We start from the raw sequence: 24,056 nt of genomic DNA, 5'->3' as shown, positions 1-24,056 counted from the left end.
CTGTGCTCGCCGCCGGTTCTTGTTGTCTAGCGGACGACCAGGCCGTGGGCCGCGGCGAAGGAAATCGCGGTCTCCATGTCGACCTGCGCACCCCGCAAGTCGGCCTGCACCAAAGCGTTCGCGTCGAGACGCGCGCCGCGCAGGTCCGCGCCGTCGAGCTTCGCGCCCTGCAGCCGGGCGCCCGTCAGGTCGCTGCCGCGCAGGTCGGCGCCGGTGAGGTCGGCCTCCATCAGGTTGGCTTCGCGCAGCCGCAACCCGGACAGCCCGAGCCGGCGTAGGCGCGCCTTCGCGAGCGACGCCAGCGAAAGGTCGCATTCGGTGAGCGCGATGCCGCCGAAGCCGCTGTCACCGAACGACGAACCCAGCAGTGAGCACGAGGACCAGCGGCTGTCGACGAGGACTGTCCGGTCGAACGTGCACGAGCGGAACGCCGAGGCCTCGTGCCGCGACCGGGACAGATCGGCCCGGCTGAAGTCGCAGTCGTCGAACGTGCAGCCGCGGGTCTGCAGCCCGCTCAGGTCCGCCCCGGTGAAGTCGCAGCCGGTGAACCGGCGCTTTTCCCACCATTGGCCGGACAACCCCGCTTCGCGGTAGTCCTCCCCGGTTTCCAGCACGGCCCCAGGGTGCCACACGCCCGCGACCCGGCCGCAACCGTCCACTGTGGACGTCAGTTGACCAGGTCCGCGCCCTGGACGTAGTTCATCGCCGCGATGTACTCGGGCAACTGCGCGCGGCGCACCAGCTCTGGTTCATCGAGGTCCTCCAGTCGCGTCTGGATCCACCAGAGGTTGCCGAACGGGTCGCGCACGCGTCCGACGCGGTCGCCGAAGAACAGTTCCGTCTGCCGCGTCACCTCGGTCGCGCCCGCTGCCAGGGCCTTCCGCTGCGTCTGTTCGCTGTCCGGGACGTAAAGCCGCAGGTACGCCGGGGTGGCGGGCCAGTCGTCGCGGGAGTCGAAGGCCATCACGACCGCGTTGCCGACGCGGACCTCGGCGTGCCCGATCTTCCCGTCCTCGCCGACGACCCGCGCGATCTCCTCGGCGTCGAAGGCGCGCTTCAGGAAGTCGAGCAGGCCGGCGGTGTCGCGGCCGATGATCCACGGGGTGACCGTCGTGTAGCCGTCGGGAACGGGGTTGACCATGGTGCCTCCTTGGTTGTGCGGACGACGCTAGAGGCGAAATAGGACGGGTCCTGACCGCTGCATACCGGCGTCATGGGAGTTCCGCTGCGGCCGCCGGCGGTCACCGCGCGTGCTTCGAGAACTTCCCGTTGCAGTTGGACGTGCGCCCACGCCGCCGGGATCGACCCGGCCGAGCTGACCGCGCGCCGGACGGCACGCTCGTCGCCGAGGTCGAGAGTGTCTCGGGCCTGCTGGGCCTGACGCCGAAAACCGGGTGAGTTCTCCCCCGCCGGTCACTAGCGTGACGACGTGCCCGATCACGCCTTCGCCGACCCCGGCCTCGCCGCGCTGTACGACACCCTCAACCCGCGGGAGAGCTCCGGCGACTTCGAGTTCTACCTGCCGATGATCATGGCCGCGGAGTCGGTGCTGGACGTCGGCTGCGGCACCGGCTCGCTGCTGCACTGGGCGCGCGAGTCCGGCCACACCGGCCGGCTGGCCGGCCTCGACCCGGCCGAGGGCATGCTCGCGCAGGCCCGCCGCCGCGACGACGTCGAATGGGTGCTCGGCGATCTGTCGACCGCGCGGTGGGACAGCGAGTTCGACTTCGCGGTGATGACCGGGCACGCGTTCCAGGTGCTGCTGACCGACGACGAGCTGCGGACGGCGGTCGCGGCGATCCGGCGCGCGCTCAAGCCCGGCGGCCGGTTCGGGTTCGACACGCGCAACCCCGCGCGCCGCGCCTGGGAGCGCTGGACGCCGGATCACGTGTGGCAAGCGGGCACGGTGCGTTCGTGGAACGACGCCGGGCCGTTGGTAGACGGCCGCGTGACCTTCAAAACGACCTTCGAGAGCCCGGACTGGGACGCGCCGAAGTACAGCGAGTCCACGCTGCGTTTCCTCGACGTGCCCTCGCTTTCCGCCTTCGTGGCCGAGGCCGGCCTGGTCGTCGACGAGCAGTTCGGTTACTGGGACCGCACGCCCGTGACCGACGCCAGCCCGGAGATCATCACGATCGTCCGCCGCCCCTGACTCACTGGAAGTCGCGCGACTTCGCCTTGATCCGCATCGGCAGCGCCTCGACCCGATCGGCGAGGACGCTGACCACGCCGTCGGCCTTCTCGACGACGCCGCGGATCAGCAACGCCGAGCTGCCGCGCGCGACGCGGTGGTAGCGCTGCCACAGGCCGAGCGTGCAGATCACGTTGACCATCCCCGTCTCGTCCTCGATGTTGAGGAACGTGATCCCGCCCGCCGTCGCCGGACGCTGCCGGTGGGTGACCGCGCCGCCGATGAGCACGCGCGCGCCGTCGTCGTGGTCGGCCAGGCGGCCGGCCGGGACGACGCCGAGCGCGTCGAGGCGGTCGCGGATGAACTCGGTCGGGTAGCTGCCCGGCGAGACGCCGGTCGCCCAGACGTCCGCGGCCGCGACGTCGAGGCCGTCCATCCCGGGCAGCGTCGGCGCCTGCGCGCTGATCAGGCCCGGCAGCTTTTCCGCGCGTTCCCCGGCGACCGCGCCGGCCGTCCACAACGCCTGCCGGCGGTCGCCGCCGAAGCTCTCGAACGCTCCCGCCGTGGCCAGCGCCTCGATCTGCGGCGTGCTGAGCCGGACGCGGCGGGCGACGTCGGCCATGTCGGTGAAGTCGCCCTTCGCGCGCTCGGCCACGATCTTCTTCGCCAGCTCCTCGCCGATCAACCGGATCGTGCCCAGACCGGTGCGCACGGCGTGCAGCTTTCCCTTGTCCGGCAACACTTCCAGCGTCGCGTGCGGCAGGCTGCGGTTGATGTCGGGGCCGTGCACGGTGACGCCGTGGCGGCGCGCGTCGGCGACCAGCGACTGCGGTGAGTAGAAGCCCATCGGCTGCGCGCGCAGCAGGCCCGCCAGGAACGCGTCCGGGTGGTAGAGCTTGAAGTAGGCGCTGGAGAACACCAGGTGCGCGAAACTCAGCGCGTGGCTCTCGGGGAAGCCGAAGTTCGCGAACGCCTTGAGCTTCAGGAAGATCTTCTTCGCGAGCTCTTCTTCAACGCCGTTCGTGGCGGCGCCCTCGATGAACCGCTGCCGCAGCTGGTCCATCTTCCGCTCGGAGCGTTTCGACCCCATCGCGTGCCGCAGCTGGTCGGCCTCCGCCGCGGTGAAGTTCGCGACGTCCAGCGCGATCTGCATCATCTGCTCCTGGAACAGCGGCACACCCTTGGTCTTGTGCAGGGCCTTTTCCAGCAGCGGATGGTCGTAGGTCCAGGTTTCCTTCTTCTGCTTGCGGCGGATGTAGGGGTGCACCGAACCGCCCTGGATCGGGCCGGGGCGGATCAGCGCCACCTCGACGGCGAGGTCGTAGAACTCGTCGGGCTTCAGGCGCGGCAGCGTCGCGAGCTGCGCCCGGCTCTCCACCTGGAAGACGCCGACCGCGTCGGCGCGGCCCAGCATCTCGTAGACGTTCTGGTCGGCGAGGTCCAGCTCGGCGAGGTCGATCTTCTCGTCCTTGTACTCCTCGACGAGGTCGAGCATGTAGTGCAGCGCCGAGAGCATGCCGAGGCCGAGCAGGTCGAACTTCACCAGGCCGGCGGCGGCGCAGTCCTCCTTCTCCCACTGGATCACGCTTCGGTCGGCCATCCGCGCCCACTCGACCGGCACGACCTGGCTGACCGGCTCCTGGCACATGACCATCCCGCCGGAGTGGATGCCGAGGTGGCGCGGGAAGTCCTCGAGCGCGAACGCGAGCTGCACGACCTCGTCCGGGATGTCGTGGTCGTGGTCCTTTTCGGTGTCGCGCAACGAGCCCCAGCGGTCGATCTGCTTGCTCCAGGCGTCCTGCTGGCCCGGCGAGTACCCGAGCGCCCGTGCGGCGTCGCGGACCGCGGACCGGGCGCGGTAGGTGATCACGTTCGCCACCTGGGCGGTGTTGAGCCGCCCGTGTTTCGCGAAGACGTACTGGATGGCCTCCTCGCGGCGGTCGGACTCGATGTCGAGGTCGATGTCCGGATAGCCGTCGCGGTCCGGGGCGAGGAAGCGTTCGAAGAGCAGCTCGTAGGCGACGGAGTCGACCTTGGTGATGCCGAGCGCGTAACAGACGGCCGAGTTCGCGGCCGAGCCCCGGCCCTGGCAGAGGATGTCGTGCTGATTGCAGAACCGCACGATGTCCCAGACGATCAGGAAGTAGCCGGGGAAACCGAGCTCTTCGATGATGGCGAGTTCGTGCTTGATCTGTTCCCGGGCTTTTTCTTCGTGGTCCTTGCCACCGAAGTGTTTCTTGGCGCCCTCTTCGGTGAGCTCCCGCAGGTAGGTCGTCTCGGTGTGGCCCTCGGGCACGTCGAAGGGCGGCAGCTTCGGCGCGATGAGCTTGAGCGGGAACGCGCATTCGATGCCCAGCAACGCCGAACGCCGTACCGCGCCGGGATAACGCCGGAACATCACGTCCATCTCCGCGCCCGAGCGGAGGAAGGCGGCGCCGGCCGCGGGCAGCCAGCCTTCGAGGTCGTCGATCGCCCGCCGGGCCCGGATCGCGGCGAGCGCGTCGGCCAGCCGGGCCCGCTCCGGCCGGGCGTAGTGCGCGGCGGTGGTGGCGACGGTCGGCAGGCCCAGGTCGTCGGCCATCTTGGCGAGCAGGTCGTTGTGCGTGCTGTCGAGCGGCTGGCGGTGATCGGTCAGCTCGACGTAGACGTTGTCGCGGCCGAATCGCTCGACGAGGTCTTTGAGCTTCTCCGCGGCGGCCGCCGGGCCGTGCGTGACGAGGGCCGAGCGCACCGCGCCCTTGCGGCAGCCCGTCAGCACCACGCACTGCCCGGCGACCTCCTCGGCGACCGCACCGAGGTCGTAGCGGGGCCTGCCCTTCTCGGCCTTGTCACCGGCGCCGTCGAACCCGGCCAGCTGCCCGGCGGTGATGGCACGGCAGAGGGCCCGGTAACCCTGGTCGCCGCGCGCCAGCAGCAGGAGGTGCTCGCCTTCGGGATCGGCGACGCCGTTCTGCGGGCCCTGGAGCCCGAAGCTCAACTCGGTCCCGAAGACCGTGTTCACGCCGAGTTCCCGCGCGGCCTCGGCAAAGCGCACGACGCCGTACATCCCGTCGTGATCGGTGAGGGCGATGGCGTCGAGGTTCAGCCGCGCGGCCTCTTCGACCAGCTCCTCGGGATGGCTGGCGCCGTCGAGAAAGCTGAAGTTGGAGTGGCAGTGCAGCTCGGCGTAGGGCACCCGGACGGTCTCCCCGCCGTCGTCGGTACCGCGCCCGGGCAGGTCGTCCGGGCGCTGGTAGCCCTCACGGTGCCGGCTCCAGGCGGGGCTGTCCCCGTGGTCGCCGGGCATGCCGTCCAGCCGCCTCGCGAGGTCCTTCCAGGGGACGGGCGGGTTGTTCCAGCCCATCTAGCGGCTCCGGTTCCCGGGATCGTCGTTGTCGTTGTTCCGGTTGTCGTTGTTCCGGTTGTCGCGGTTCCAATTCGACGGATGGTTGCGACGGCAGCGTTCGCGGGCCGCCTCGAGCTCTTGACGGCGGCTTCGCTCGATGGCGTCGTCGAGTTCTCGCCACGGCCTCTGCTCGTCGAGCGGACGCCGGCGGCTCGGCGGCTCGGCCTGGTCGTCGGGATCGCGCAGCGGCCAACGCGGCTCCGCGGGCTCGGCCACGCGGTCGCCGATCTCCGCTCGCTCCGCCGCTTTCCGACGGTGCCAGTTGGCCGGGTGGTTCCAGCGGCTCCGCTCCTCGGCCGCGGTCCGGCTCTCCTGATCGGTTCGCTCTTCGGTCTCCCCCAGGTCCTCCGGATCGCGAGGCAGCGCCAGACCACCTCGGTCTTCGGCTGTCGTGCGGCGTGCCGGTTCCCGCGGCGGCCCCGAGTCACCTCCGTCCGCGGGCGCGGTCCGGTCCCCGGCGTTGCTCCGGCGGCGGTTCTCGTCGGACAGCCGGGGTGCCGGGATCTCCACGTCGTCGGATTCTCCGCGGGGCCGCGGCGCCCCCGGGGTGGCGCGTAGCCAGTCGCGCAGCAGGCGTGCGTAGTCCTCGTCCATGCTCAGTCGTACACTCCCTCAACCGTCCACAAAGGATTCTCGGTGCCCGCGCAGTGCACCAGCACCGCTTCGGGTGGCTCGTCCGGACCGTCGCTCGCGAGGAGCAGCTGGAGCCGGGCACGCTGGGGCCCCGGCTGCCGTCGGTTGCCCGCGAGCGGCCACGGGCCGGCCCAGCCCACGACGTCTCGCTGCGCGCCACCGGTGACGCTCAGCCGGCGCGGGGCCGCCGTGACCCACTCGCGGGCGGTGATCCCGACGGCCCGGCCTTCGGCGTCGAAGACCTGGGCGGGGACCGGCCGGTCGAGGACCGTCGCCGGGGAAGGCGCGGGGAGGCGTCCCGGCCAGGTGGCCTCCGCCGGTGTCGTCCGCTCGCGCGGGTCGCCCCAGGGCACGAGCCGGATCCGGGCCGCCGGGTCGCGGCCGCCGTCGAGCAGCGGGGTGAGCACGCCTTCGGGGCCGAGCAGGCCCTGGACCCGCACGAACGCCCGCGCCGCGCGTTCGTTGTCCTCCTCCAGGCCGCCTTCGCCGCCCAGTTCGAGCTGCAGCGACCGCCCTTCGACGGTCTCCTCCGGTTCCAGCCGCAGCCGCACCACGCCGGACCTCGGACGGTGCCCGGGCGCGGCCCGCAGCCAGCCCTCGAACTGCCAGCGCACACGATCGGCGACCCCCGCGGGCGTCAGCGGTTCCGCGCAGCGCCACACCCGGCCGAGCTGTTCGCCGTCTTCGGTGACCGCGTGGATCCCGAGCCGGGTGCAGGCCAGGCCGTGGCCCGCCAGCCCGGCGCAGAACCGCGTCGCGAGGCCTTTGGCGAGGAACGCCGCGACGTCCACGCGCTCGATGACGGGGTCGAACTCCTCGGTGAGCGTCAGTTCCGGCGGTGGACGCCGCCGCAGCGGCGGACGTTCCGAGCGCCCCCGCGCCAGCCGGTGCGCGAGCAGCCCGTCGGCACCGAAGCGGTTGACGACGTCGCGCTCGGGCAGGGCCGCGAAGGCGCCGAGCGTCCGCAACCCGAGCCGTCGCAACAGGTCCACGAGCTCCGCGCGGTCGGCGTCCGGCTGGTCGAGCTCCGTGACGGGCAGCGGAGCGAGGAACTCGGCGACCTGCCCGGGCTCGACGAACTCACTTCGCCGAGCGGCGAGCGTCGCGGCGAAGAGCCCTTCGGCCACGCCGACCTGACACTCGACCCCCGCGGCGGCCGACACCTCGTCGACAAGCCGTTCGACGAGCGCGTGTTCACCCCCGAAGTACCCCGCGGCCCCGGCAACCGGCACGGCGACCAGCCCGGGCCGCACCACCTCCACCCCGACCACCAGCGCCTCGACCGCCCGCGCGACGGCCTCGAACAGCCGAGCGTCACGCCCGTCATCGGCCCCGAAGACGGCCAGGTCCGGACACCGCGACTGCGCCTCCCGCCGCCGCATCCCCCGCCGCACCCCATCCCGCCGCGCGACGGCGTTACAGGCGACAACCCGGTTGGCATTGAAGACGGCAGCGGCCCGGGTAACGGCAACCCCACCAACAGCCGCCCCGGCGACAGCGGGCCAGTCGGGGCACCAGAGGACGAGCATCCGGGTGGGGAGAGCGGAGGAGCCGCGTTGACTGGGGACGGTCATGTGCCCTCCCGCAGCGGGCCGTCGATGTCGCCGCTCGTGACGCTGCCCCGGCCGTGCCGGTCTCGACAGAGCCTCGACGCGCGGACGAGCCCGCCCGCCACGTGGTTGGCAGGTCGACACGGGTGATTGAGGAGTCGACTCGCGTGATTGAAGGGTCGACACACGTGCCCGCCGGGGCAAGACGCGGAGGTGGACGGCCGCCTCACGCATGCCAACGGCCGGCTCGCGTACCCGCAAGGTCGGCTCGCGTACCTGGAGGGTCGGATTGCGGAGTTGACGGGTTGGCTTGCGGGGTTGGGTGGGTGGTGCTTGGCGGGGACGGCCGGGCGAACGTCCACTGTGGACTGGGTCATGCGGTCTCCTCGCGCAGCGGGGAGACCGGGGCGAGACGGGGTGCGGCGGCAGCGCGGAGCGAGCCGGTGGGGGCGGGGAGGTGGACGTGCGCCGAGACCGGGCGGGCCGCCGCGCCGCGGCCGCGGGAACGGATCAGCGCACGGCGTTCGCGGAGGTGGCCGTAGCCGTCCTCGAGGCCTGACCAGGCGTCCAGGCGGCACGACAGCTCGACGTCCGCGGCCGGCCAGGCACCGAACGCCAGCAGGACCGCGCCGCGGTGGCGGGCCCGCGCCGACAGCCGCCGCGCCACGGACGGCTGGATCGTCGACGTCGAGGCGACCACCAGGTCGACGCCGTCGAGCAGGGCCGCCACCACCGCCGGCAGTTCCGCGCCCGGACGCGGGACCAGCGCCAGCCGGGCGAGGTCCACGCCGTACTCGGCCGCCGCCGCGAGGCCCAGTGACGGCAGGCCGACCACCGCCGCCCACGACCCGGCGGCGGTGGCTTCGGCCAGCAGGGCGAGGAGCAGTGAACTCGCCCCGTGGATCGCCACGGTGGTTCCGCGCCGGAGGCCGGCGTCGGGCAGCAACCCGGCCAGCGCCGGGACGACCGGGAGCACCCTTCCCGTCGCCCGCGCCTGGCCGGCCTGGGCCGCGACCCGGCTCGCCGTGCTGACCCCGGGCAGGGCCGCCAGCCGGGCCACCGGCGGCTCCACCACAGCGGTCACCGCACGCACCTCCCCACCAACGGACCAGCGACGACGGCCGCGCCTCTCCCAAAACACGACCGGCGGCACTGGCACGCCGCGGGGAAGGCGGCGGATCCATTACCATCATCGAACACCTGTTCGATGCATTCAGTCAACCGCGAACGGCCGACACTGTCAAGTCACCCACAAGTGGGGTACGACGACGGGAACACCAGCCGCCCGCGGCGACCCGGTCGAGCAGGGCCGTAAACACCTGCCACCGATCGCCACAAGCTGCTCGGTCACCCGTTGCCGCAGGTCAGAGCCGCCTTGTTCGGGAGCGGCCACGCATGACACCGGCAGGATCGGCACCCGGAGGAACTGTCCGGACCAGGCTCGGCGCACGAGGGTGGCCGGCTACGAGCTGCTCCTCGCGCAAGGCGTCGAAGAGGCACTGGCCCGATTCGCGCGGACGCACCAGGACCTGCCGGTCAGGGTGACGGCGAAGCCGTGCACCGCCCGCGGGGTGCGCGGCCGGTCGCGCGGCGCGACCGGCGATTCCCACGGCGCCGGGCGCCGGGCCGACGACGTCGAACGGGCCGGAAGTCACCCCGCCGCCGTAATGAAGTTGCCCGCGGCCGGGCCGCGTCATAGACAGACCGCCGTGGACATCACCGAAGCCCGGTCCGACGACGGCCCCGAACTGCTGGTCCTGCAGCGCTGCTGCTGGGTCCAGGAGGCGATCCTCAACGACACCCTCGACATCCCCGCGCTGCACGAGACCCTCGAAGACCTGCGGGACTGGACGAAGAAGTGGTCGGTGTGGACGCTGCGGGACGGCCACCGCCTGGTCGGCGCGGTCCGCGCCCGGCTCGACGGCGACCGCTGGGAGCTCGGCCGGCTGATGGTCGCGCCCGACCTCGCCGGCCGCGGGCTGGGCCGGCGGCTGCTCGAACACGCCGAGGCGCAGGCGCCCGCGCACGTGCGCACGTTCGTCCTGTTCACCGGGGCCCGCAGCGCCCGGAACATCCGGATGTACGAGCGGGCCGGCTACCGGCTCACCGACGCCCCGGGCGCACCGGGCCACATCCGGGGTGCCGTCCATCTCGAAAAGAACGTCCCAGAGACCGGCCCAGAGAACGTCCCGGAGAACGTCACAGAGCGCGAAAAGCCCGGTCCACCCGTCTGACGCTGCGGGGTCGGCTAGATTCCCCGGTGACTTCCGGGGGTGGCGATGGCGAAGAGACCGATCCTGTGGGCGGCCGGGGTGCTGGTCGTGGCGGGCGTGGTGCTGGCCGTCGTGCTCGCGTCCGGCGGCAGCGGCCTGCCCGGCGCGAAGGCCGCGGCTCCCGGGCCGACGACCATCGGCCCGGAGTGGCGCTCGTTCCGCGCCGACGTCACCGGCATCCGTCCCGGTCCCGACCCGTTCAGCCTGTTCGTCCAGGTCGCGCTGCCCGGCCCGGACCCCGGCTGTGTCCGGGAGCCGCGGATCGAGCAGGTCACCGAGGCCAAGACCGACATCCGCGCGGACGTCGTCTACTCGACGCGGCCCGCGGCGGGCGGCTGCGAGGACAAGGTGCCCGCCGAGCTGCGGCTGGCCACGACCGGGCCGATCGCGGACCGGACGGTGATCTTCAACGCCGACAACGGCAACGCCTGGCACAAGCTCGGCGCCGGCTGGGGCCACTGCGCCCCGCAGGGCACCTGCGCCCCACCGGCCGACCACTGCGACCCCGCCTGGATCGGCGCGGCGGTGTCCGCGACGGGCGCCGAGAGCAGCGGCGCCACCCGCGCCTGCGACTCGAACTGGCTGGTCCTCGACCTGCTGACGCACCAGACCGACCCGCCGTCCCGCACGGCCTTCCGCTGGAGCGACGCCGGCTGGACGGCGTTCGCGCAGGCGAAGTCCGCGGGCTGCGCGGAGATCCGGGCGGCCGACCCGAAGTTCCCGGCAGCGCTGTGCAAGGCGCTGCCGGCACCCTCGTGAGCCGCTCCTAGCGCGGCAGTTTCTTGACGACCTCGGCGCCGACGGTCTTCACCGCGTCGTCGGCTTCCTGCTGGGGAATCGGCGAGTTCGAGAAGAACCCCTTGTCCCAGCCGGACACCTCGACCGTGAAGACGCTCGTCCCCTTGAGCACGTGCAGTTCGGCGCCGCTGAACGCGCTCTGGGTGATCAGGCGGACCAGCGCCGCTTTGTCACCGAGGCCGCGCACCTCGATCGGCGGCACCTCCGGCTTGGTCGGCATGAAGTTGTTCTTCGCCTGCTGCTGCGCGCCTTCGCCGGAGTACTCGACGACCCGGATGTTCAGCGTGGCGTCACGGACGTTCTCGTCCGGCCCCGGCTTGAAGCCGCAACCGATCTGCTTCAGGCCCGGCACGGCCGCGGCGGCGCCGGGGTTGCCGCTGACGAAGCTCGGGAAGCCGGCTTTTTCCAGTGCCGGCGCGGGGATCTGGCACTCGGTGGGCACCGGCGACGACACCGGGTCCGCGCCGGTGCTCGCGTAGTAGTCGCCCGCGAAGATGCCGAGCGGGATGCCGGCACCGAGCAGCACGACGACACCGCCGACGATGCCGAGGATCAGCCCGGTCTTCTTTTTCTTGGGCGGCGGCACCGGACCGTCGTACCCGGGCGGCGGATATCCCTGCTGCGGCGGATAACCGGGCTGCTGGGGGTAACCCGGCTGCGGTGGGTACCCGGGCTGCTGCTGATGACCCGGGTACCCCTGCTGACCTCGACCGTACTGCGGTGGTTGCTGCATCGAGCCCTCCCTCTCGAAGCGCGCGGGTCAGTGCGCGAAGTGCCGCGTCCCCGTCAGGTACATCGTGACGCCCGCCTTCTCCGCGGCCGCGATCACCTCGGGGTCGCGGACCGAACCGCCGGGCTGCACGATAGCGCGGACGCCCGCCTCGACCAGCACTTCCAGGCCGTCCGGGAACGGGAAGAACGCGTCCGACGCGCCGACCGAGCCCTTGGCGCGATCACCCGCGCGCGAGACGGCCAGCCGCGACGAGTCGACCCGGTTGACCTGGCCCATGCCGACGCCGACGGTCGCGCCGTCGGCGGCCAGCAGGATCGCGTTCGACTTCACCGCGCGCAGCGAGCGCCACGCGAACTCGAGGTCGCGCAGGGTCTGCTCGTCGGCCGCGGTGCCGGTGGCCAGCGTCCACGACGCCGGGTCGTCGCCCGGCGCGTCGATCGCGTCGACGGTCTGCACCAGCACGCCGCCGGAGATCGGGCGGAACTCGATCGGCGACGGCCGGTCGATCGCCGGCAGCTTGAGCAGCCGGATGTTCTTCTTGCGCTGCAGGATCTCCAGCGCCTCGGCGTCGAAGTCCGGCGCGAGCACGACCTCGGTGAAGACGTCGGCGATCTGCTCGGCGGCCTCGCGGCTGACCGGCCGGTTCGTCGCGATGACACCGCCGTACGCCGAAACCGGGTCGCAGGCGTGCGCCTTGCGATGCGCCTCGGCGATGTCGGTACCGACCGCGATGCCGCACGGGTTGGCGTGCTTGATGATCGCGACGGCGGGCTCGGCGAAGTCGAACGCGGCGCGCCGGGCGGCGTCGGTGTCGACGAAGTTGTTGTAGGACATGGCCTTGCCGTGCAGCTGCTCGGCGTGCGCCAGGCCCGGGGCCTGGCTCTTGTACAGCGCGGCCTTCTGGTGCGGGTTCTCGCCGTAGCGCAGGACGTCGGCGCGCTCCCAGGTGGCGCCGGTGAAGTCCGGGAAGCCGGAGTCGACACTGTCCTCATCGGGGGCGTAGACGTTGGCGAACCACGACGCGACGGCCGTGTCGTAGGCCGCCGTGTGCGCGTACGCCTGGGCCGCGAGCCGCTTGCGGTCGGCGAACTCGAACCCGCCGTCGGCGACGCGCTCGAGCACCCAGCCGTAGCGGGCGGGGTCGACGACGACCGCGACGCTGCCGTGGTTCTTCGCCGCCGCGCGGACCATCGCCGGGCCGCCGATGTCGATGTTCTCGACGCAGTCCTCTGGGCTCGCGCCGGACGCGACGGTCTGGGTGAACGGGTACAGGTTGACGACCAGCAGGTCGAACGCCGCGATCCCGAGCGTGCTCAGCTGCTCGACGTGGCCGGGGTTGCCCTGGTCGGCGAGCAGCCCGGCGTGCACGTTCGGGTGCAGCGTCTTGACGCGGCCGTCCAGCGACTCCGGGAACCCGGTGACCTGCTCGACCGGCGTGACCGGGACACCCGCGTCGGCGATGGCCTTCGCCGTGCCGCCGGTGGACACGATCTCGACGCCGGCCGCGTGCAGGCCGGCCGCGAGGTCCAGGAGGCCGGCCTTGTCCGAGACGCCGATCAGCGCCCGGCGGACCGGACGCCGTCCCAGGTCAGTGCTCACGAAATGTCACCTTTCGTCCGTCCACGGTGCAGCCACCGCGGCCGAGTCGCTCGATCGTTTCCACCAGCAGCCTGCGTTCGACGGCCTTGATCCGTTCGTGCAGGACGTCTTCGTCGTCGTCGTTGTCCACGACGACCGCCTCCTGGGCGATGATCGGCCCGGTGTCGACGCCGGCGTCCGCGAAGTGCACGGTCGAGCCGGTGACCTTCACGCCGGCGGCGAGCGCGTCGCGCACCGCGTGCATCCCGGGGAACGACGGCAGCAGCGCCGGGTGCGTGTTGAGCACCGTGAACCGGCCGAGGAACTCCTCGCCGAGGATCTTCATGAACCCGGCCGAGACGACCAGGTCGGGCTGGTAGGCCGCGACGGCCTCGGCCAGCGCCTTGTCCCAGGCGGCGCGGTCGGGGTGGTCGGCCACGCGGACGGTGAACGCCGGGATGCTCAGGCGTTCCGCGCGGGTCAGGGCCTCGATGCCGGTGCGGTCGGCGCCGACGGCGACGACCTTGGCCGGGAAACCCGACCGGCCGGTGGCGTCCAGCAGCGCCTGCAGGAGGGTGCCGGAGCCCGACGCGAGCACGACGAGCTTCACCGGAGTGGGCAGCTCCAACCGTTGAGACAGAGCAGGCTCCTTGCCGCCGAGCGGTGCGCAGCCAGGGCGCACGGCGCTTCACCAGGTCGTCTCAACCCTAACGGTCGGCCTCGCCCGGCTCGACGTCGCCGCAGGTCTCGGTGCCTCCGGTCACAGCCTCGTCGTGCTCGGCGGCACTTTCCCGGGAAAGCGACGGGTCCTCGGAGGCGTCACTTTCACGTGAAAGCGCCGCTTCGTCCAAGCCGAGTTCGGCGTCCGCCTCGGCTTCGAACTCGGCGTCTTCCTCGTCCGGACCTTCTTCGTCCTCTTCGGACTCTTCGACGTCTTCGAAGTCTTCGAGCGCTTCGGCTGCTTCGTCGGCGTCGACGTCTTCGGCGTCCTCGAACGCTTCGTTGTCTTCGAGGGCTTCCGGCGGCGCGGGCGGCTCGTGCTCGCCCGCGAAGAACGCCGTGAAGGCGCCCGGGATGACGATCCAGCAGAACGCGACCACCGAGGCGACCCCGACCGGCACATTCACCGGGTCGAACGGGCCGTCGCCGAGCCGGCCGCCGGACAACGTGCCCAGCAGGACGCAGCCGAGCGCGACCACCGCGCCGGCGACCGCGACCGTGCGGATGCGCTGGGCCGGGTCGGCGTCGACCTTGCGCAGCGACCAGCCGACCAGCACCCCGGTCGCGGCCGGCAGCACCAGCAGAGCCGGCCACCAGGCACTCGCGTGCTCGGGCAGCCCGCCGAGGATCGGGACGCCGGGGACGGTGCCGCCGCGGTAGCCGAACATCCCGACGTTCAGAGGGCCGATCGAAAACCCGGGGCCGGTGACGAACGAGAGCGACGCCGTCACGGCGTTGGGCAGGTACAGCGCGGAAAGCAGGAAGAGCCCGAAGCTGTTGCCGAGGCCGGGCTCGTACATGTCGGCCACGGTCGACCAGGACGCCGCGGTCGCGACGGTGAAGACCGCGGCCCCGCAGGCCAGCAGCAGCGCGAGGCCCAGCGCGCCGGCCCGGATCCCGCGCAGCGCCATCGGGTCGAGGCGCTCGGCGACGAAGTCCGGCAGCCCGCAGGACGCGGCGATGCCCACGGCCGAGGCCGCGGCGGCGAGCAGCCCGGGCACGGCGCAGGCGACCAGCGGGTTCGCCGTCACCGGCGAGCCCTGCGCGCAGACCGCGATGACGAGCCCGAACACCGCGTGCGCGCCGGTGATCGTGACGAACACCGGCAGCGCCTCACGCGGCGAGCGGCAGCCCAGCCGCTGGGCGGCGCCGGACGCCGTCCGCGCGGCCAGCGCGACCGCGCCGAGGGTCGGCAGCAGCGGCAGCAGGCCGAGCGGGTGCCCGCCGATGCCGAGGCGCACCTGGTGCGCGGCGAGCCAGCCGGGCGCGGCGGCCAGCAGCACGCCGAAGCCGGAGAAGACGGTGCGCTCGGCGGTGAGCGTGACCAGGGTCAGCACGGTGGCGACGACGGCGTAGCCGGTGACCAGCGGGCCGAGCGCGGCCGCGAGCAACACCCGCACCCGCGCCGCACCGGTGGGTACGACGTCGGCTTCGAAGTCGCTCACCGGCTCTTCGCGGGGGTCGCGGGTGAGCAGGTCCATGATCCGCACCCTGACATCCGGGCTGGTCCGGACGGGTGAGCCACGCCGCCTCCGGCCTGCGTGGCGAAACTAACCCACCCGGTCGGGTAACCCCCGGGTGCAAAACACCCGCTGTGACACGGAGCGTCACAGCGGGTGTTTTCGAGCGGTTCGCGTCAGCTCGACTTGCCGAATCCCCCCGGCGGTGTGCCCGGGTTGTCCGACGGCGGCTGCTGGAAGAACTGGCCCTGCATCGGGGCGTACGTCGTGGCCTGCGGCGGCGGTGTGGTGGACGGCGGGTTCGGCGAGCCGTACTGGCCCGGCTGCGGGAACGGCGCCGACGGCTCACCCGTCGAAGAGACCGGGCCCGGCTGCTGCTGGCCGTACTGGGGCCCGCCCTGCGGTCCGCCCTGGCCGAACTGCTGCTGCCCGCCCGGCTGGCCGTACTGGCCGCCGTAGGAGGGCGCGGCGGGCTTCGGTGCCGGCGGCTTGACGACGTCGTACTCGATGAGCAGCGCGCCGACCGCGCCGAGCATCTGCAGGATCGCCAGGATCAGCACGACGATGACGAGGCCCGGCGTGTTCTGCAGCGAGACCAGCGTGTCCAGGACCTCGAGGGTGCCGAGAACGCTGAACAACGCGGCGAACGGCAGGGTCCGCGGCCCCCTCGGCAGGGCGTGCATCCCGGCGAGCAGGCCGCCGGCCAGCAGGAACGTCGTGCCGAGCCCGAGGTCGGCGTTGTCGGAGAAGCCCAGGAAGTACTGGACGAGGCCGAGGACCGCGACGACGAGCGCGAGCAGCAGCGGCAGGTTCTGCGGGAGGCCGGAGAGGCCCGACGCCGCCTGGTGCGAGTGCGGCGGCTGGTGTTGCTGCTGCTGCTGCTGGAAGCCGCCGGGAGGCGGGGGTCCGGGGGGCTGCTGGCCGCCACCCTGCTGGGGGTAGCCAGGCCCACCGCTGGGGAAGGTCATCGGGATGCACTCCTGTCGGTTCGACCGGCACTCCGGGGCACGAGGGCGCCCGGGAAAGACGAGGCGGCTTGTGTGCGCAGAACGCTAGCGCACTCGCAGGCCACCAGCCCATCAGACGCGTGAATACCTCGGGAGGTTTCGTCCGGAAACCAGGAAAGGCCGGACACCCGGAGGGTGCCCGGCCTCACCAGGAGTTACTCCTCGGAATCAGCCGAGGTTGTTGTACAGCTCACGCGCCAGGACGGCGGTCTCGCTCGGGGTCTTCCCGACCTTGACGCCGGCGGCCTCGAGGGCCTCCTTCTTGGCGGCGGCCGTGCCGGAGGAACCGGAGACGATGGCGCCCGCGTGGCCCATCGTCTTGCCCTCGGGCGCGGTGAAGCCCGCGACGTAACCGACGACCGGCTTCGTCACGTGGTCCTTGATGTAGGCCGCGGCGCGCTCTTCGGCGTCGCCACCGATCTCGCCGATCATCACGATGACCTTGGTGTCGGGGTCCGCCTCGAACGCCTCGAGGGCGTCGATGTGCGTGGTGCCGATGATCGGGTCACCGCCGATGCCGACCGCGGTGGAGAAGCCGATGTCCCGCAGCTCGTACATCATCTGGTAGGTCAGCGTGCCGGACTTCGACACGAGGCCGATCTGGCCCGGGCCGGAGATGTCGGCCGGGATGATGCCGGCGTTCGACTTGCCGGGGCTGATCACGCCGGGGCAGTTCGGCCCGATGATCCGGGTCGTGCCGCCCTTCGCGACCGCGTGCGCCCAGAAGTAGGCCGAGTCGTGCACCGGGATGCCCTCGGTGATGACGACGGCCAGCGGGATCTCGGCGTCGATCGCCTCGAGGACCGCGTCCTTGGCGAACTTCGGCGGCACGAAGATGACCGACACGTCGGCGCCGGTCTCCTTGATGGCCTCTTCGACCGTGCCGAAGACCTTGAGGTCCTTGCCCTCGATGGTGACGGTCTGGCCGGCCTTGCGGGCGTTGACGCCACCCACGATGTTCGTGCCGGACTTCAGCATCTTGGTCGCGTGCTTCATGCCCTCGGAGCCGGTGAGCCCCTGCACGATGACCTTGCTGTTCTCGTTCAGGAAGATCGACATCTCACGCACCTGCCGCGGCGAGCTCGGCAGCCTTGTCGGCCGCGTTGTCCATTGTGTCCACCACGGTGACCAGCGGGTGGTTCGCGTCGGCCAGGATCTTGCGACCCTCGACGACGTTGTTGCCGTCCAGCCGGACGACCAGCGGCTTGCTGGCCTCGTCGCCCAGGATCTTCAGGGCCTCGACGATGCCGGTCGCCACCGCGTCGCAGGCGGTGATGCCGCCGAAGACGTTGACGAAGACGCTCTTCACGTCGGTGTCGTTGAGGATGACGTCCAGCCCGGCCGCCATGACCTCGGCCGACGCGCCGCCGCCGATGTCGAGGAAGTTCGCCGGCTTCACGCCGCCGTGCTTCTCGCCCGCGTACGCCACGACGTCCAAAGTGGACATGACGAGGCCCGCGCCGTTGCCGATGATGCCGACCTGACCGTCGAGCTTGACGTAGTTCAGGTTCTTGGCCTTGGCCTTGGCCTCGAGCGGGTTCTCCGCGTCCTTGTCGACCAGGGCCTCGTGGCCCGGCTGACGGAAGTCCGCGTTCTCGTCGAGGGTGACCTTGCCGTCGAGGGCGATGATCTTGTCCTGCGGGTCCCGGACCAGCGGGTTGACCTCGACCAGCGTGGCGTCCTCGGAGACGAAGGTCTCCCAGAGCTTCACGACGACGTCGGCCGCCTCGTCGATGATGTCGGCCGGGAAGTTGCCGGCCTTCAGGATCTCGAGCGCCTTCGCCTTGTCGACACCGGTGATCGAGTCGACCGGGATCTTGGCGAGCGCCTCGGGGCGCTCGACCGCGAGCTGCTCGATCTCCATGCCGCCCTCGGAGGACGCCATCGCCAGGAAGGTCCGGTTGGACCGGTCCAGCAGGAAGGAGAAGTAGTACTCGGACGAGATGTCCGAGGCTTCGGCCACGAGCACGCGACGCGTGATGTGGCCCTTGATGTCGAGGCCGAGAATGGCTTCCGCCTTCTCCTTCGCCTCGTCCGGCGTCTGGGCCAGCTTGACGCCGCCCGCCTTCCCGCGGCCGCCGACCTTCACCTGCGCCTTGACGACGACCTGGTTACCGATCTGCTCCGCGGCGGCCTTGGCTTCTTCGGGGGTGCTAGCCACCGAGCCCGGCAGAACCGGTACTCCGTGGGCGGCGAAGAGATCCCTCGCCTGGTACTCGTAGAGGTCCACTACTCCAGTCTCCTGACGACACGCCACTGTGGTGGTCCGCACTACCGGACCGCGCTGTCGGACCAGTCGAGGTTAGCGACCTGCGTGAACGGCGGGGACTCCGCACCTGGTGAAGTCGGTCACCGTACGCGGTCAGACGGTGTTCCCGAGGTGTGAGACCGCCCACCGCGCAACCATTCCACAGCTTCTTCGGGGGTTTCGAAGACGCCGTTCGCCGGGTCCGCCGTCTCCCCGAGGCGGAAGACGCGAACATCTTTCAGGCCCGTCCGCAGCTCGCCGCCGAGCACGCCCACGGCGTCCGGGTCCTCCTGCTCGACGATGCGGAGGACCTGTTCGGCCGTGTCCAGGGGCCCGGCGTGGACGACCTCCATGCCGTCGTCGCGCAGCACGCGGCCCAGCGCGACGGCGCGCGGGTCGGGCCCGCCGAGCTCGACGAGGAGCACCCGCGGCATCGCCCGGCTCACGCCTCCCGCCGGCCACCGGCGGCCGACATGGCCGCCGCGATCAGCAGCGCGACGGCCGCGGCGAGCGCGACCCAGAACCCGGTCGCCGGGCTCGCGCCCCCGAGCGAACCGCCGACGAGCGGCAGCTCCGTGGCGTGGAGCAGGACGAGCAGAGCCGCCCCGACCAGCAGCGCGGACGCCGGTTCCGGCCGCGACCGCAGGGCGAGAACGGCCGCGCCGACGACCACCACGGCCGCCGTCAGCAGCCCCCACGAAGGCGTGTCGAAGTCCGACCAGAGCCCGGGCGCGACGTAACCCGGCACGCTGAAGACGGGCAGCCCGAACGCCGCGACGGCCAGCACGGCTCCGGCCACGACCGGCGTGAGGACACCGCCGTCGGCCTGGCCGGCGTCACCGGCGTCCTCCCGTTCGACGACCCCGGTCCCGACGGCGGCGAGCGCGGCCAGGACGGCGAGCACGAGCGCGGCGAACGTCCACGCGGCACCGGCCCCGAGGTCGTAGGTGAAGGCGGGCTTGGCGCCGGAAGCGCCGTTCAGGTCGGCCCCGCCGAACCCGGCGAGGTTGCCGGCCTGGGTGGCGGTGAGCGCGGTGTTCAGCACGGCGGTGCCGGCCAGGACGATCCCCGCCCAGGCGAGCCCGAGCACCGCCCGCGCGGCCGGTGCCGTCTTGGGTGTCAGCACGCCGAGGCTCAGGACCGCGACCACGATCGCGGCCGTGAGCAGGAACCACCGGGCCGGGCTTTCGGCGGCCGCGCTGACCGGCGTCGCGGCGGCCGGGTTCAGCGCGGTCACGGCGACCTGCGGCGCGAGGGTGCCGATCACCGCGGCGAGCGCGGTGGCCAGGCCGAGCAGGCCGGTCGTCAGCCGCCACCAGAAGAGGCCGGGCAGTTTCGCCCCGCCGGCCAGGTTCTCCGCGTCGTCCCGCGAGGTTTCGGTCAGCCGGGTACCCGCGAGCCCGGCGACGGCCGCCATCGCGACGAGGACCAGGACCGGCCCCCAGGTGACGTGCAGGTCGTCCCGGACGAGGCCGGCCACCACCGGCGGCCCGGCGACGCCGAACGCGGCGGCGGCGAGCCCGCCGAGGGCCCCACGGGCCACGCGTTCGGACGGAGCGGCAAGCGCCAGCACCCCGGCAAACGGCAGCGCGGCGGCGAGCAGGAGGTAACCGCCGAGAGCGGGCCACGGCCCTTCGAACGCGGAGCGGGCGAGCAGGAAACCGTTGTCCGACAACACCGGCGCGGTCAGCAGCCCGACGGAAGCGGTGACGGCGAGCAGCGGAACGAGCAGCCGCCACCGGCGCCGTTCGGGTTCTTCGTCCGGCGCCCGGACGGCCCGCCAGGCGAGCACCCCGGCGACGCCGGTGAGGACGTCACCGGCGACGAGCAGCCAGAACCCGGCCCCCACGGCCGAGCCGCTCACGAACCGGTCGGGCAGGTAGAGCTCGGGCCGGATGGTGAGCGGCCCGTTGACGGCGAACTGCAGGTCGAGCACCAGCCGCCCAGGAGCGAGCGCGGCCAGCCCGACGACGATCCCGGCGGCCAGCCCGGGCTTCCGCCTCGTCGCGAGGGCGGCGGCGACGGGCCCGAGCGCGAAGACGGCCAGCCAGGGCCAGCTGGTGAACCCGGGCCCGGCGGCCGGCGAGACGGCCACGAAGGCCGCGGCGGTGAGAGCGACCGCACCGAGAGCGACCAGCACGAGCGCGACGGCGAGCTGCGGGGTGGGGCGGAGGTCGTCGGCCCAAGGGTCGAGCGGAGGTTCGACGGGCGGCTCGGCTGGTTTGCCGGGTCTCTTGGTGGCGGGGGTTCGTGAGGCGGTGGCCACTGTGGATGTCGGCTTTGCTGCGGGCTTTCGTGGCTTTGCGGCTTCGCCGCTACGCGCGGTGGGCTCCGTCTGGGATCGCTTGGGTGCTGGGGGATCAGCGGAACTCGGCGCCGTTTCCCGGGCACGATCGGCCGGCTCGGCGGATTCCCGCGTGGCAGCGAAACCCAGCGCGGGTGTCTCCGCGGAGTCCGGGGTCGATGCGACGGAGGCCTGCTGCACGGCCTGCCTGCGGCTGGCCGGCTGCGCGGATCCGCTCGCGGCCGGCTGACCGAGCGCGGATGCGTCCGCAGAGACCGGGGCCGGCGCGGCGGAGGCCGGCTGCGCGGGTCCGCTCGTGGCCGAGAAACCGAGCGCGGATGCGTCCGCGGAACCCGGGGCCGACGCGGCGGAAGCCTGCCCGCGACCGGCCGATCGCGCGGACCCGCTCGCGGCCGAGAAACCGAGCGCGGAAACGTCCGCGGAGACCGGGGCCGACGCGGCGGAGGCCGGCTGCGCGGAGCCGCTCGCGGCCGGCTGACCGAGCGCAGATGCGTCCGCGGAACCCGGAGCCGACGCGGCGGAAGCCTGCTGCACCGCCTCTCCACGGCCGGGCTGCCGCGCGGATCCGCTCGCGGCCGGCTGGCCGAGCGCGGGTGTGTCCGCCGAGTCCGGTGCCGAGGCCTGCGCGGTGGAAGCCCGCGGCACGGCCTCTCCACGACCGGCCGGCTGCGCGGATCTGCTCGCGGCCGGTTGGCCGAGCGCGGATGCGTCCGCGGAGACCGGGCCCGACGCGGCGGAGTCCTGCTGCACGGCCTGCCCGCGGCTGGCCGGCCGCGGGGATCCGCTCGCGGACGAGAAACCGAGTGCGGGTGAGTCCGCGGAGTCTGGTGCCGAGGCCTGCGCGGCAGGGAAGCCCACCGTCGGAGGTTCCGGTGCAGGACTGGTCGCCGACGGCTTCGGGGGCGGGCCGGTGTCGGCCGTCCGGGGGTTCGGGCTCGCTTTGGGGCGCGTCCTCTTGGCCGTGGGACGGGGCGCCGCGGGGGCGGGGTCTTGCGGGGTGCCCGGGGAGGCGGGGGCGCTCCCGGCAGGGGGCTCTGAGCGTGGGGGCATTGCCCGCGAACCTAGCAAGTCCGGGCCGATCCGGACGGGCCGCCGGGGCTCCAGTCGTCGAGCGGCGTTGAACGCCGGTCCGCGAATCCTTATTCCGGCGTGCTCCGGCCGCCGGACGCGTCGGCGGCCTCCAACCAACCGGTGACCTTGTAAGCCAAGTCACACCGAACGCCGTAAACCCCCTCTAACTTTGCGTAATTACCACAGGTGGACGCAAGATCGATGCCACCCGATCGGCCGACGCACGGGGCAGATCTTGCCTACAGCGGTGCCCCTTCGTTACTGTCCCCCGGTCCCCATTACAGTCAGGTCACGAAGTAGGACACCGAGCAAACCACCCCCGAGGTTGGCTCACCGGGTTCCCCCGCCCGAGGTCCTAGGCCCGGCTCCCCGACGATGGAAGGCCCTGTCTTGGCTTCACACCGCTCCCCCGGCGGCCAAGCTCCTTCCCCGGCATTGAAGGACGCACTGGAAGGTGCGGTCGTTCGTGTCCGGGGTGCGCACCGCATCGCCCCGCCCTCCTCGGCCCTTCGCGGCCGTGTTGTGGTCGCGGCTGTCGCGGCCGGTGCGTTTGCAGCTGCCGCTGCGGGCTCGACCCTCAAGACAGTCACCGACTCGGACACCGCTGTCACGCCCCTGGCCAGCAGCCAGGACGCCAGCGCTTCGTTCACCGCGGGAGGTGCGGGCACCGGGGGCGCTCCGGAACTCCTGCCGACCGGCCACACCGTCGACGCTTCCGCCGAAGCCGCGAAGCTCGCCGACAGCGCCTCGATCACGCAGGCCCGCGAGCAGCGCGAAGCCGACGCCGCGAAGAAGGCCGCCGAAGAAGCCTCCCGCCCCAAGACCTGCCTGCCCGCGCACGGCACCTTCACCTCGGGCTTCGGTGCCCGGTGGGGCACGAGCCACCTCGGCATCGACATCGCAAACTCGATCGGCACCCCGATCTACGCCGCCTCCGACGGCACCGTGATCGACGCCGGCCCGGCCAGCGGCTTCGGCCTCTGGGTGCGTGTCCAGCTCGACGACGGCACGATCCAGGTCTACGGCCACATGAACAGCTTCTCCGTCAAGGAGGGCCAGAAGGTCAAGTGCGGCCAGCAGATCGCCGAGATCGGCAACCGCGGCCAGAGCACCGGCCCGCACCTGCACTTCGAGGTCTGGCAGGACGGCACGAAGAAGATCGACCCCCGGCCCTGGCTGGCCGCGCGCGGCATCGTCGTCTGAACCGCCTGATCTGTTCGCATCGCTCCTGACGGCCGCGCGAGAGCTGCCCAGCAGCCGCGCGGCCGAGGTGCCAGCTCGTTCGGACGCCGACGACCGTATGCGCCTACCCGCCGCGGATGTCGTCGCCGGTTCGTGGCGCAGCGCATCCAGCAGCGTCTGATCCGCCGGTGACGGCAGGCCACGGCTCGCACACCCCGTGACCATCACCGGTGCACGGCGCAGGACGTTCGGTCGCACCGAATCCCCCGGTAACTGCAGGCCGAAATCTTCCGGCTCACGGCTCAGCGCATCCGGCGACGCCGTAAAATGCCGGTCACAACCGACATCTCGCGCGGCCACCGCCGGTTCACGGCACAGAACATCCGTCACCAGCCGCAGACCGCAATCGGCACCGTGCGCCGCCGGCAGTTCGCAGCGGAGCACGCCCGACAACGCCGGATCCGTCGCCGAGCGCAGGCCGAAGCGATCTTGCGCCGCCGATTCGCGAGGTAGGACGTCTGGCAACGCTTGGTCTGCCGCCGACCGCAGGCCATGATCGGCACCTGTCGCCGACACTTCATGCGACAGCACATCCCCCAGCGCCTGACCTGCCGCAGACCACAGGCCACGACCGGAACCCGCCGCAGACCGTCCGTGCGACACCACCTGCGCTCGGGCCGGACGACACGGGACACGGTTGCCGACCACGAGACTCTTCGCCCGCCTGACCGCCGAGCACCAAAAGCTCCGCAGCGCCTCAGAACGCCGCCAGACGTCCACGGTGGTCCGGACCACCGCTCGCACCTCAACGCCCGCCCAGCGGCTTTTCAGCCCCTGGAACCACCTACCGGTGGCCGCCCGGTAAACGGCGGATGAAGTAGCCCACCGCGACCTGCCACACCGTGCACAGCTCCGCCGGTCTTCGCACCGGCAGCCAGCCCCACGCCACCTCCGCCCCTTCAGGCGGCTCGGTCTTCGCGGA

20 protein-coding genes are annotated in these 24,056 nt (G+C 72.2%); 5 read left to right on the top strand and 15 right to left on the bottom strand.

Annotated elements, in window-relative coordinates:
* Positions 1-26: 26 nt before the first annotated feature.
* Both OHS18_RS34960 and OHS18_RS34955 read right to left on the bottom strand, forming a co-directional pair.
* Positions 27-614, bottom strand: a complete 588-nt coding sequence (locus OHS18_RS34960) for a pentapeptide repeat-containing protein (RefSeq protein WP_328445329.1) — start codon at positions 612-614, stop codon at positions 27-29.
* A 53-nt stretch (positions 615-667) separates the two neighbouring features.
* A complete protein-coding gene (locus OHS18_RS34955) occupies positions 668-1,141 on the bottom strand; it encodes a VOC family protein (protein WP_328613665.1) in 474 nt (157 codons plus the stop codon).
* A 288-nt stretch (positions 1,142-1,429) separates the two neighbouring features.
* Between OHS18_RS34955 and OHS18_RS34950 the strand changes: the two genes are divergently transcribed.
* Positions 1,430-2,152 carry a class I SAM-dependent methyltransferase gene (locus OHS18_RS34950; protein WP_328613664.1) on the top strand — a complete coding sequence of 241 codons (723 nt, stop codon included), beginning with the start codon at positions 1,430-1,432 and terminating at the stop codon, positions 2,150-2,152.
* Between the two features lies 1 nt (position 2,153).
* Here the strand turns inward: OHS18_RS34950 and OHS18_RS34945 are convergent, their stop codons facing one another.
* The 4 genes from OHS18_RS34945 to OHS18_RS34930 form a co-directional block, all read right to left on the bottom strand.
* Entirely contained in the window at positions 2,154-5,474 is a 3,321-nt protein-coding gene (locus tag OHS18_RS34945) for an error-prone DNA polymerase (RefSeq protein WP_328613663.1), read from the bottom strand.
* The gene (locus OHS18_RS34940; RefSeq protein WP_328613662.1) at positions 5,475-6,110 is read right to left on the bottom strand and encodes a hypothetical protein; all 636 of its coding nucleotides are present in this window, start codon (positions 6,108-6,110) and stop codon (positions 5,475-5,477) included.
* Positions 6,111-6,112: 2 nt separating this feature from the next.
* Complete coding sequence (locus OHS18_RS34935; RefSeq protein WP_328618629.1) at positions 6,113-7,678, bottom strand: DNA polymerase Y family protein; 1,566 nt, start codon at positions 7,676-7,678, stop codon at positions 6,113-6,115.
* A gap of 394 nt (positions 7,679-8,072) precedes the next feature.
* Positions 8,073-8,783, bottom strand: coding sequence for a hypothetical protein (locus OHS18_RS34930; protein ID WP_328613661.1), 711 nt, complete (start codon positions 8,781-8,783; stop codon positions 8,073-8,075).
* A 625-nt stretch (positions 8,784-9,408) separates the two neighbouring features.
* On the opposite strand from OHS18_RS34930, the gene OHS18_RS34925 reads away from it, so the two are divergent.
* Positions 9,409-9,933 carry a GNAT family N-acetyltransferase gene (locus OHS18_RS34925; protein WP_328613660.1) on the top strand — a complete coding sequence of 175 codons (525 nt, stop codon included), beginning with the start codon at positions 9,409-9,411 and terminating at the stop codon, positions 9,931-9,933.
* 45 nt (positions 9,934-9,978) lie between these two features.
* Positions 9,979-10,731: a hypothetical protein gene (locus OHS18_RS34920; protein WP_328445340.1), complete on the top strand. Its 753-nt coding sequence runs from the start codon at positions 9,979-9,981 to the stop codon at positions 10,729-10,731.
* Positions 10,732-10,738: 7 nt separating this feature from the next.
* Here OHS18_RS34920 and OHS18_RS34915 read toward each other — a convergent pair whose 3' ends face one another.
* The 9 genes from OHS18_RS34915 to OHS18_RS34875 form a co-directional block, all read right to left on the bottom strand.
* Complete coding sequence (locus tag OHS18_RS34915; protein WP_328613659.1) at positions 10,739-11,503, bottom strand: hypothetical protein; 765 nt, start codon at positions 11,501-11,503, stop codon at positions 10,739-10,741.
* Positions 11,504-11,530: 27 nt separating this feature from the next.
* Positions 11,531-13,102 carry a bifunctional phosphoribosylaminoimidazolecarboxamide formyltransferase/IMP cyclohydrolase gene (gene purH, locus OHS18_RS34910; protein ID WP_328613658.1) on the bottom strand — a complete coding sequence of 524 codons (1,572 nt, stop codon included), beginning with the start codon at positions 13,100-13,102 and terminating at the stop codon, positions 11,531-11,533.
* Positions 13,092-13,709, bottom strand: a complete 618-nt coding sequence (purN, locus tag OHS18_RS34905; RefSeq protein WP_328445346.1) for a phosphoribosylglycinamide formyltransferase — start codon at positions 13,707-13,709, stop codon at positions 13,092-13,094. The genes purH and purN overlap by 11 nt, the downstream gene beginning before the upstream one ends.
* A gap of 79 nt (positions 13,710-13,788) precedes the next feature.
* Entirely contained in the window at positions 13,789-15,291 is a 1,503-nt protein-coding gene (locus OHS18_RS34900; RefSeq protein WP_442875302.1) for a cell division protein PerM, read from the bottom strand.
* A gap of 146 nt (positions 15,292-15,437) precedes the next feature.
* Positions 15,438-16,229 (bottom strand): DUF5336 domain-containing protein, encoded by a 792-nt coding sequence (locus tag OHS18_RS34895; protein WP_328613656.1) that lies wholly within the window; start codon positions 16,227-16,229, stop codon positions 15,438-15,440.
* A gap of 207 nt (positions 16,230-16,436) precedes the next feature.
* Complete coding sequence (gene sucD, locus OHS18_RS34890) at positions 16,437-17,327, bottom strand: succinate--CoA ligase subunit alpha (RefSeq protein WP_328445351.1); 891 nt, start codon at positions 17,325-17,327, stop codon at positions 16,437-16,439.
* Between the two features lies 1 nt (position 17,328).
* Entirely contained in the window at positions 17,329-18,498 is a 1,170-nt protein-coding gene (gene sucC, locus OHS18_RS34885) for an ADP-forming succinate--CoA ligase subunit beta (protein WP_284745486.1), read from the bottom strand.
* A gap of 119 nt (positions 18,499-18,617) precedes the next feature.
* Entirely contained in the window at positions 18,618-18,962 is a 345-nt protein-coding gene (locus OHS18_RS34880) for a hypothetical protein (RefSeq protein ID WP_328613655.1), read from the bottom strand.
* Entirely contained in the window at positions 18,959-20,782 is a 1,824-nt protein-coding gene (locus OHS18_RS34875; RefSeq protein ID WP_442875301.1) for a hypothetical protein, read from the bottom strand. The genes OHS18_RS34880 and OHS18_RS34875 overlap by 4 nt, the downstream gene beginning before the upstream one ends.
* Before the next feature lie 334 nt (positions 20,783-21,116).
* On the opposite strand from OHS18_RS34875, the gene OHS18_RS34870 reads away from it, so the two are divergent.
* Both OHS18_RS34870 and OHS18_RS34865 read left to right on the top strand, forming a co-directional pair.
* Entirely contained in the window at positions 21,117-21,299 is a 183-nt protein-coding gene (locus tag OHS18_RS34870) for a hypothetical protein (protein ID WP_328613653.1), read from the top strand.
* A gap of 1,115 nt (positions 21,300-22,414) precedes the next feature.
* Positions 22,415-23,095 (top strand): M23 family metallopeptidase, encoded by a 681-nt coding sequence (locus OHS18_RS34865; protein ID WP_328445360.1) that lies wholly within the window; start codon positions 22,415-22,417, stop codon positions 23,093-23,095.
* Positions 23,096-24,056: the final 961 nt, after the last annotated feature.

The sequence above is a fragment of the Amycolatopsis sp. NBC_00355 genome (assembly GCF_036104975.1).
In the GTDB taxonomy this organism is placed as follows: domain Bacteria; phylum Actinomycetota; class Actinomycetes; order Mycobacteriales; family Pseudonocardiaceae; genus Amycolatopsis.
The sequence above is the reverse complement of the archived record's forward strand: the minus strand, read 5'-3'. Positions and strand labels throughout refer to the sequence as shown.

Excerpts from the sequence above, each read along its gene's own strand:
- OHS18_RS34955 (WP_328613665.1), bottom strand. The coding sequence starts at position 1,141 with ATGGTCAACCCCGTTCCCGACGGCTACACGACGGTCACCCCGTGGATC.
- OHS18_RS34945 (WP_328613663.1), bottom strand. The coding sequence starts at position 5,474 with ATGGGCTGGAACAACCCGCCCGTCCCCTGGAAGGACCTCGCGAGGCGG.
- OHS18_RS34940 (WP_328613662.1), bottom strand. The coding sequence starts at position 6,110 with ATGGACGAGGACTACGCACGCCTGCTGCGCGACTGGCTACGCGCCACC.
- OHS18_RS34935 (WP_328618629.1), bottom strand. The coding sequence starts at position 7,678 with ATGCTCGTCCTCTGGTGCCCCGACTGGCCCGCTGTCGCCGGGGCGGCT.
- OHS18_RS34920 (WP_328445340.1), top strand. The coding sequence starts at position 9,979 with ATGGCGAAGAGACCGATCCTGTGGGCGGCCGGGGTGCTGGTCGTGGCG.
- OHS18_RS34915 (WP_328613659.1), bottom strand. The coding sequence starts at position 11,503 with ATGCAGCAACCACCGCAGTACGGTCGAGGTCAGCAGGGGTACCCGGGT.
- OHS18_RS34895 (WP_328613656.1), bottom strand. The coding sequence starts at position 16,229 with ATGACCTTCCCCAGCGGTGGGCCTGGCTACCCCCAGCAGGGTGGCGGC.
- sucD (WP_328445351.1), bottom strand. The coding sequence starts at position 17,327 with ATGTCGATCTTCCTGAACGAGAACAGCAAGGTCATCGTGCAGGGGCTC.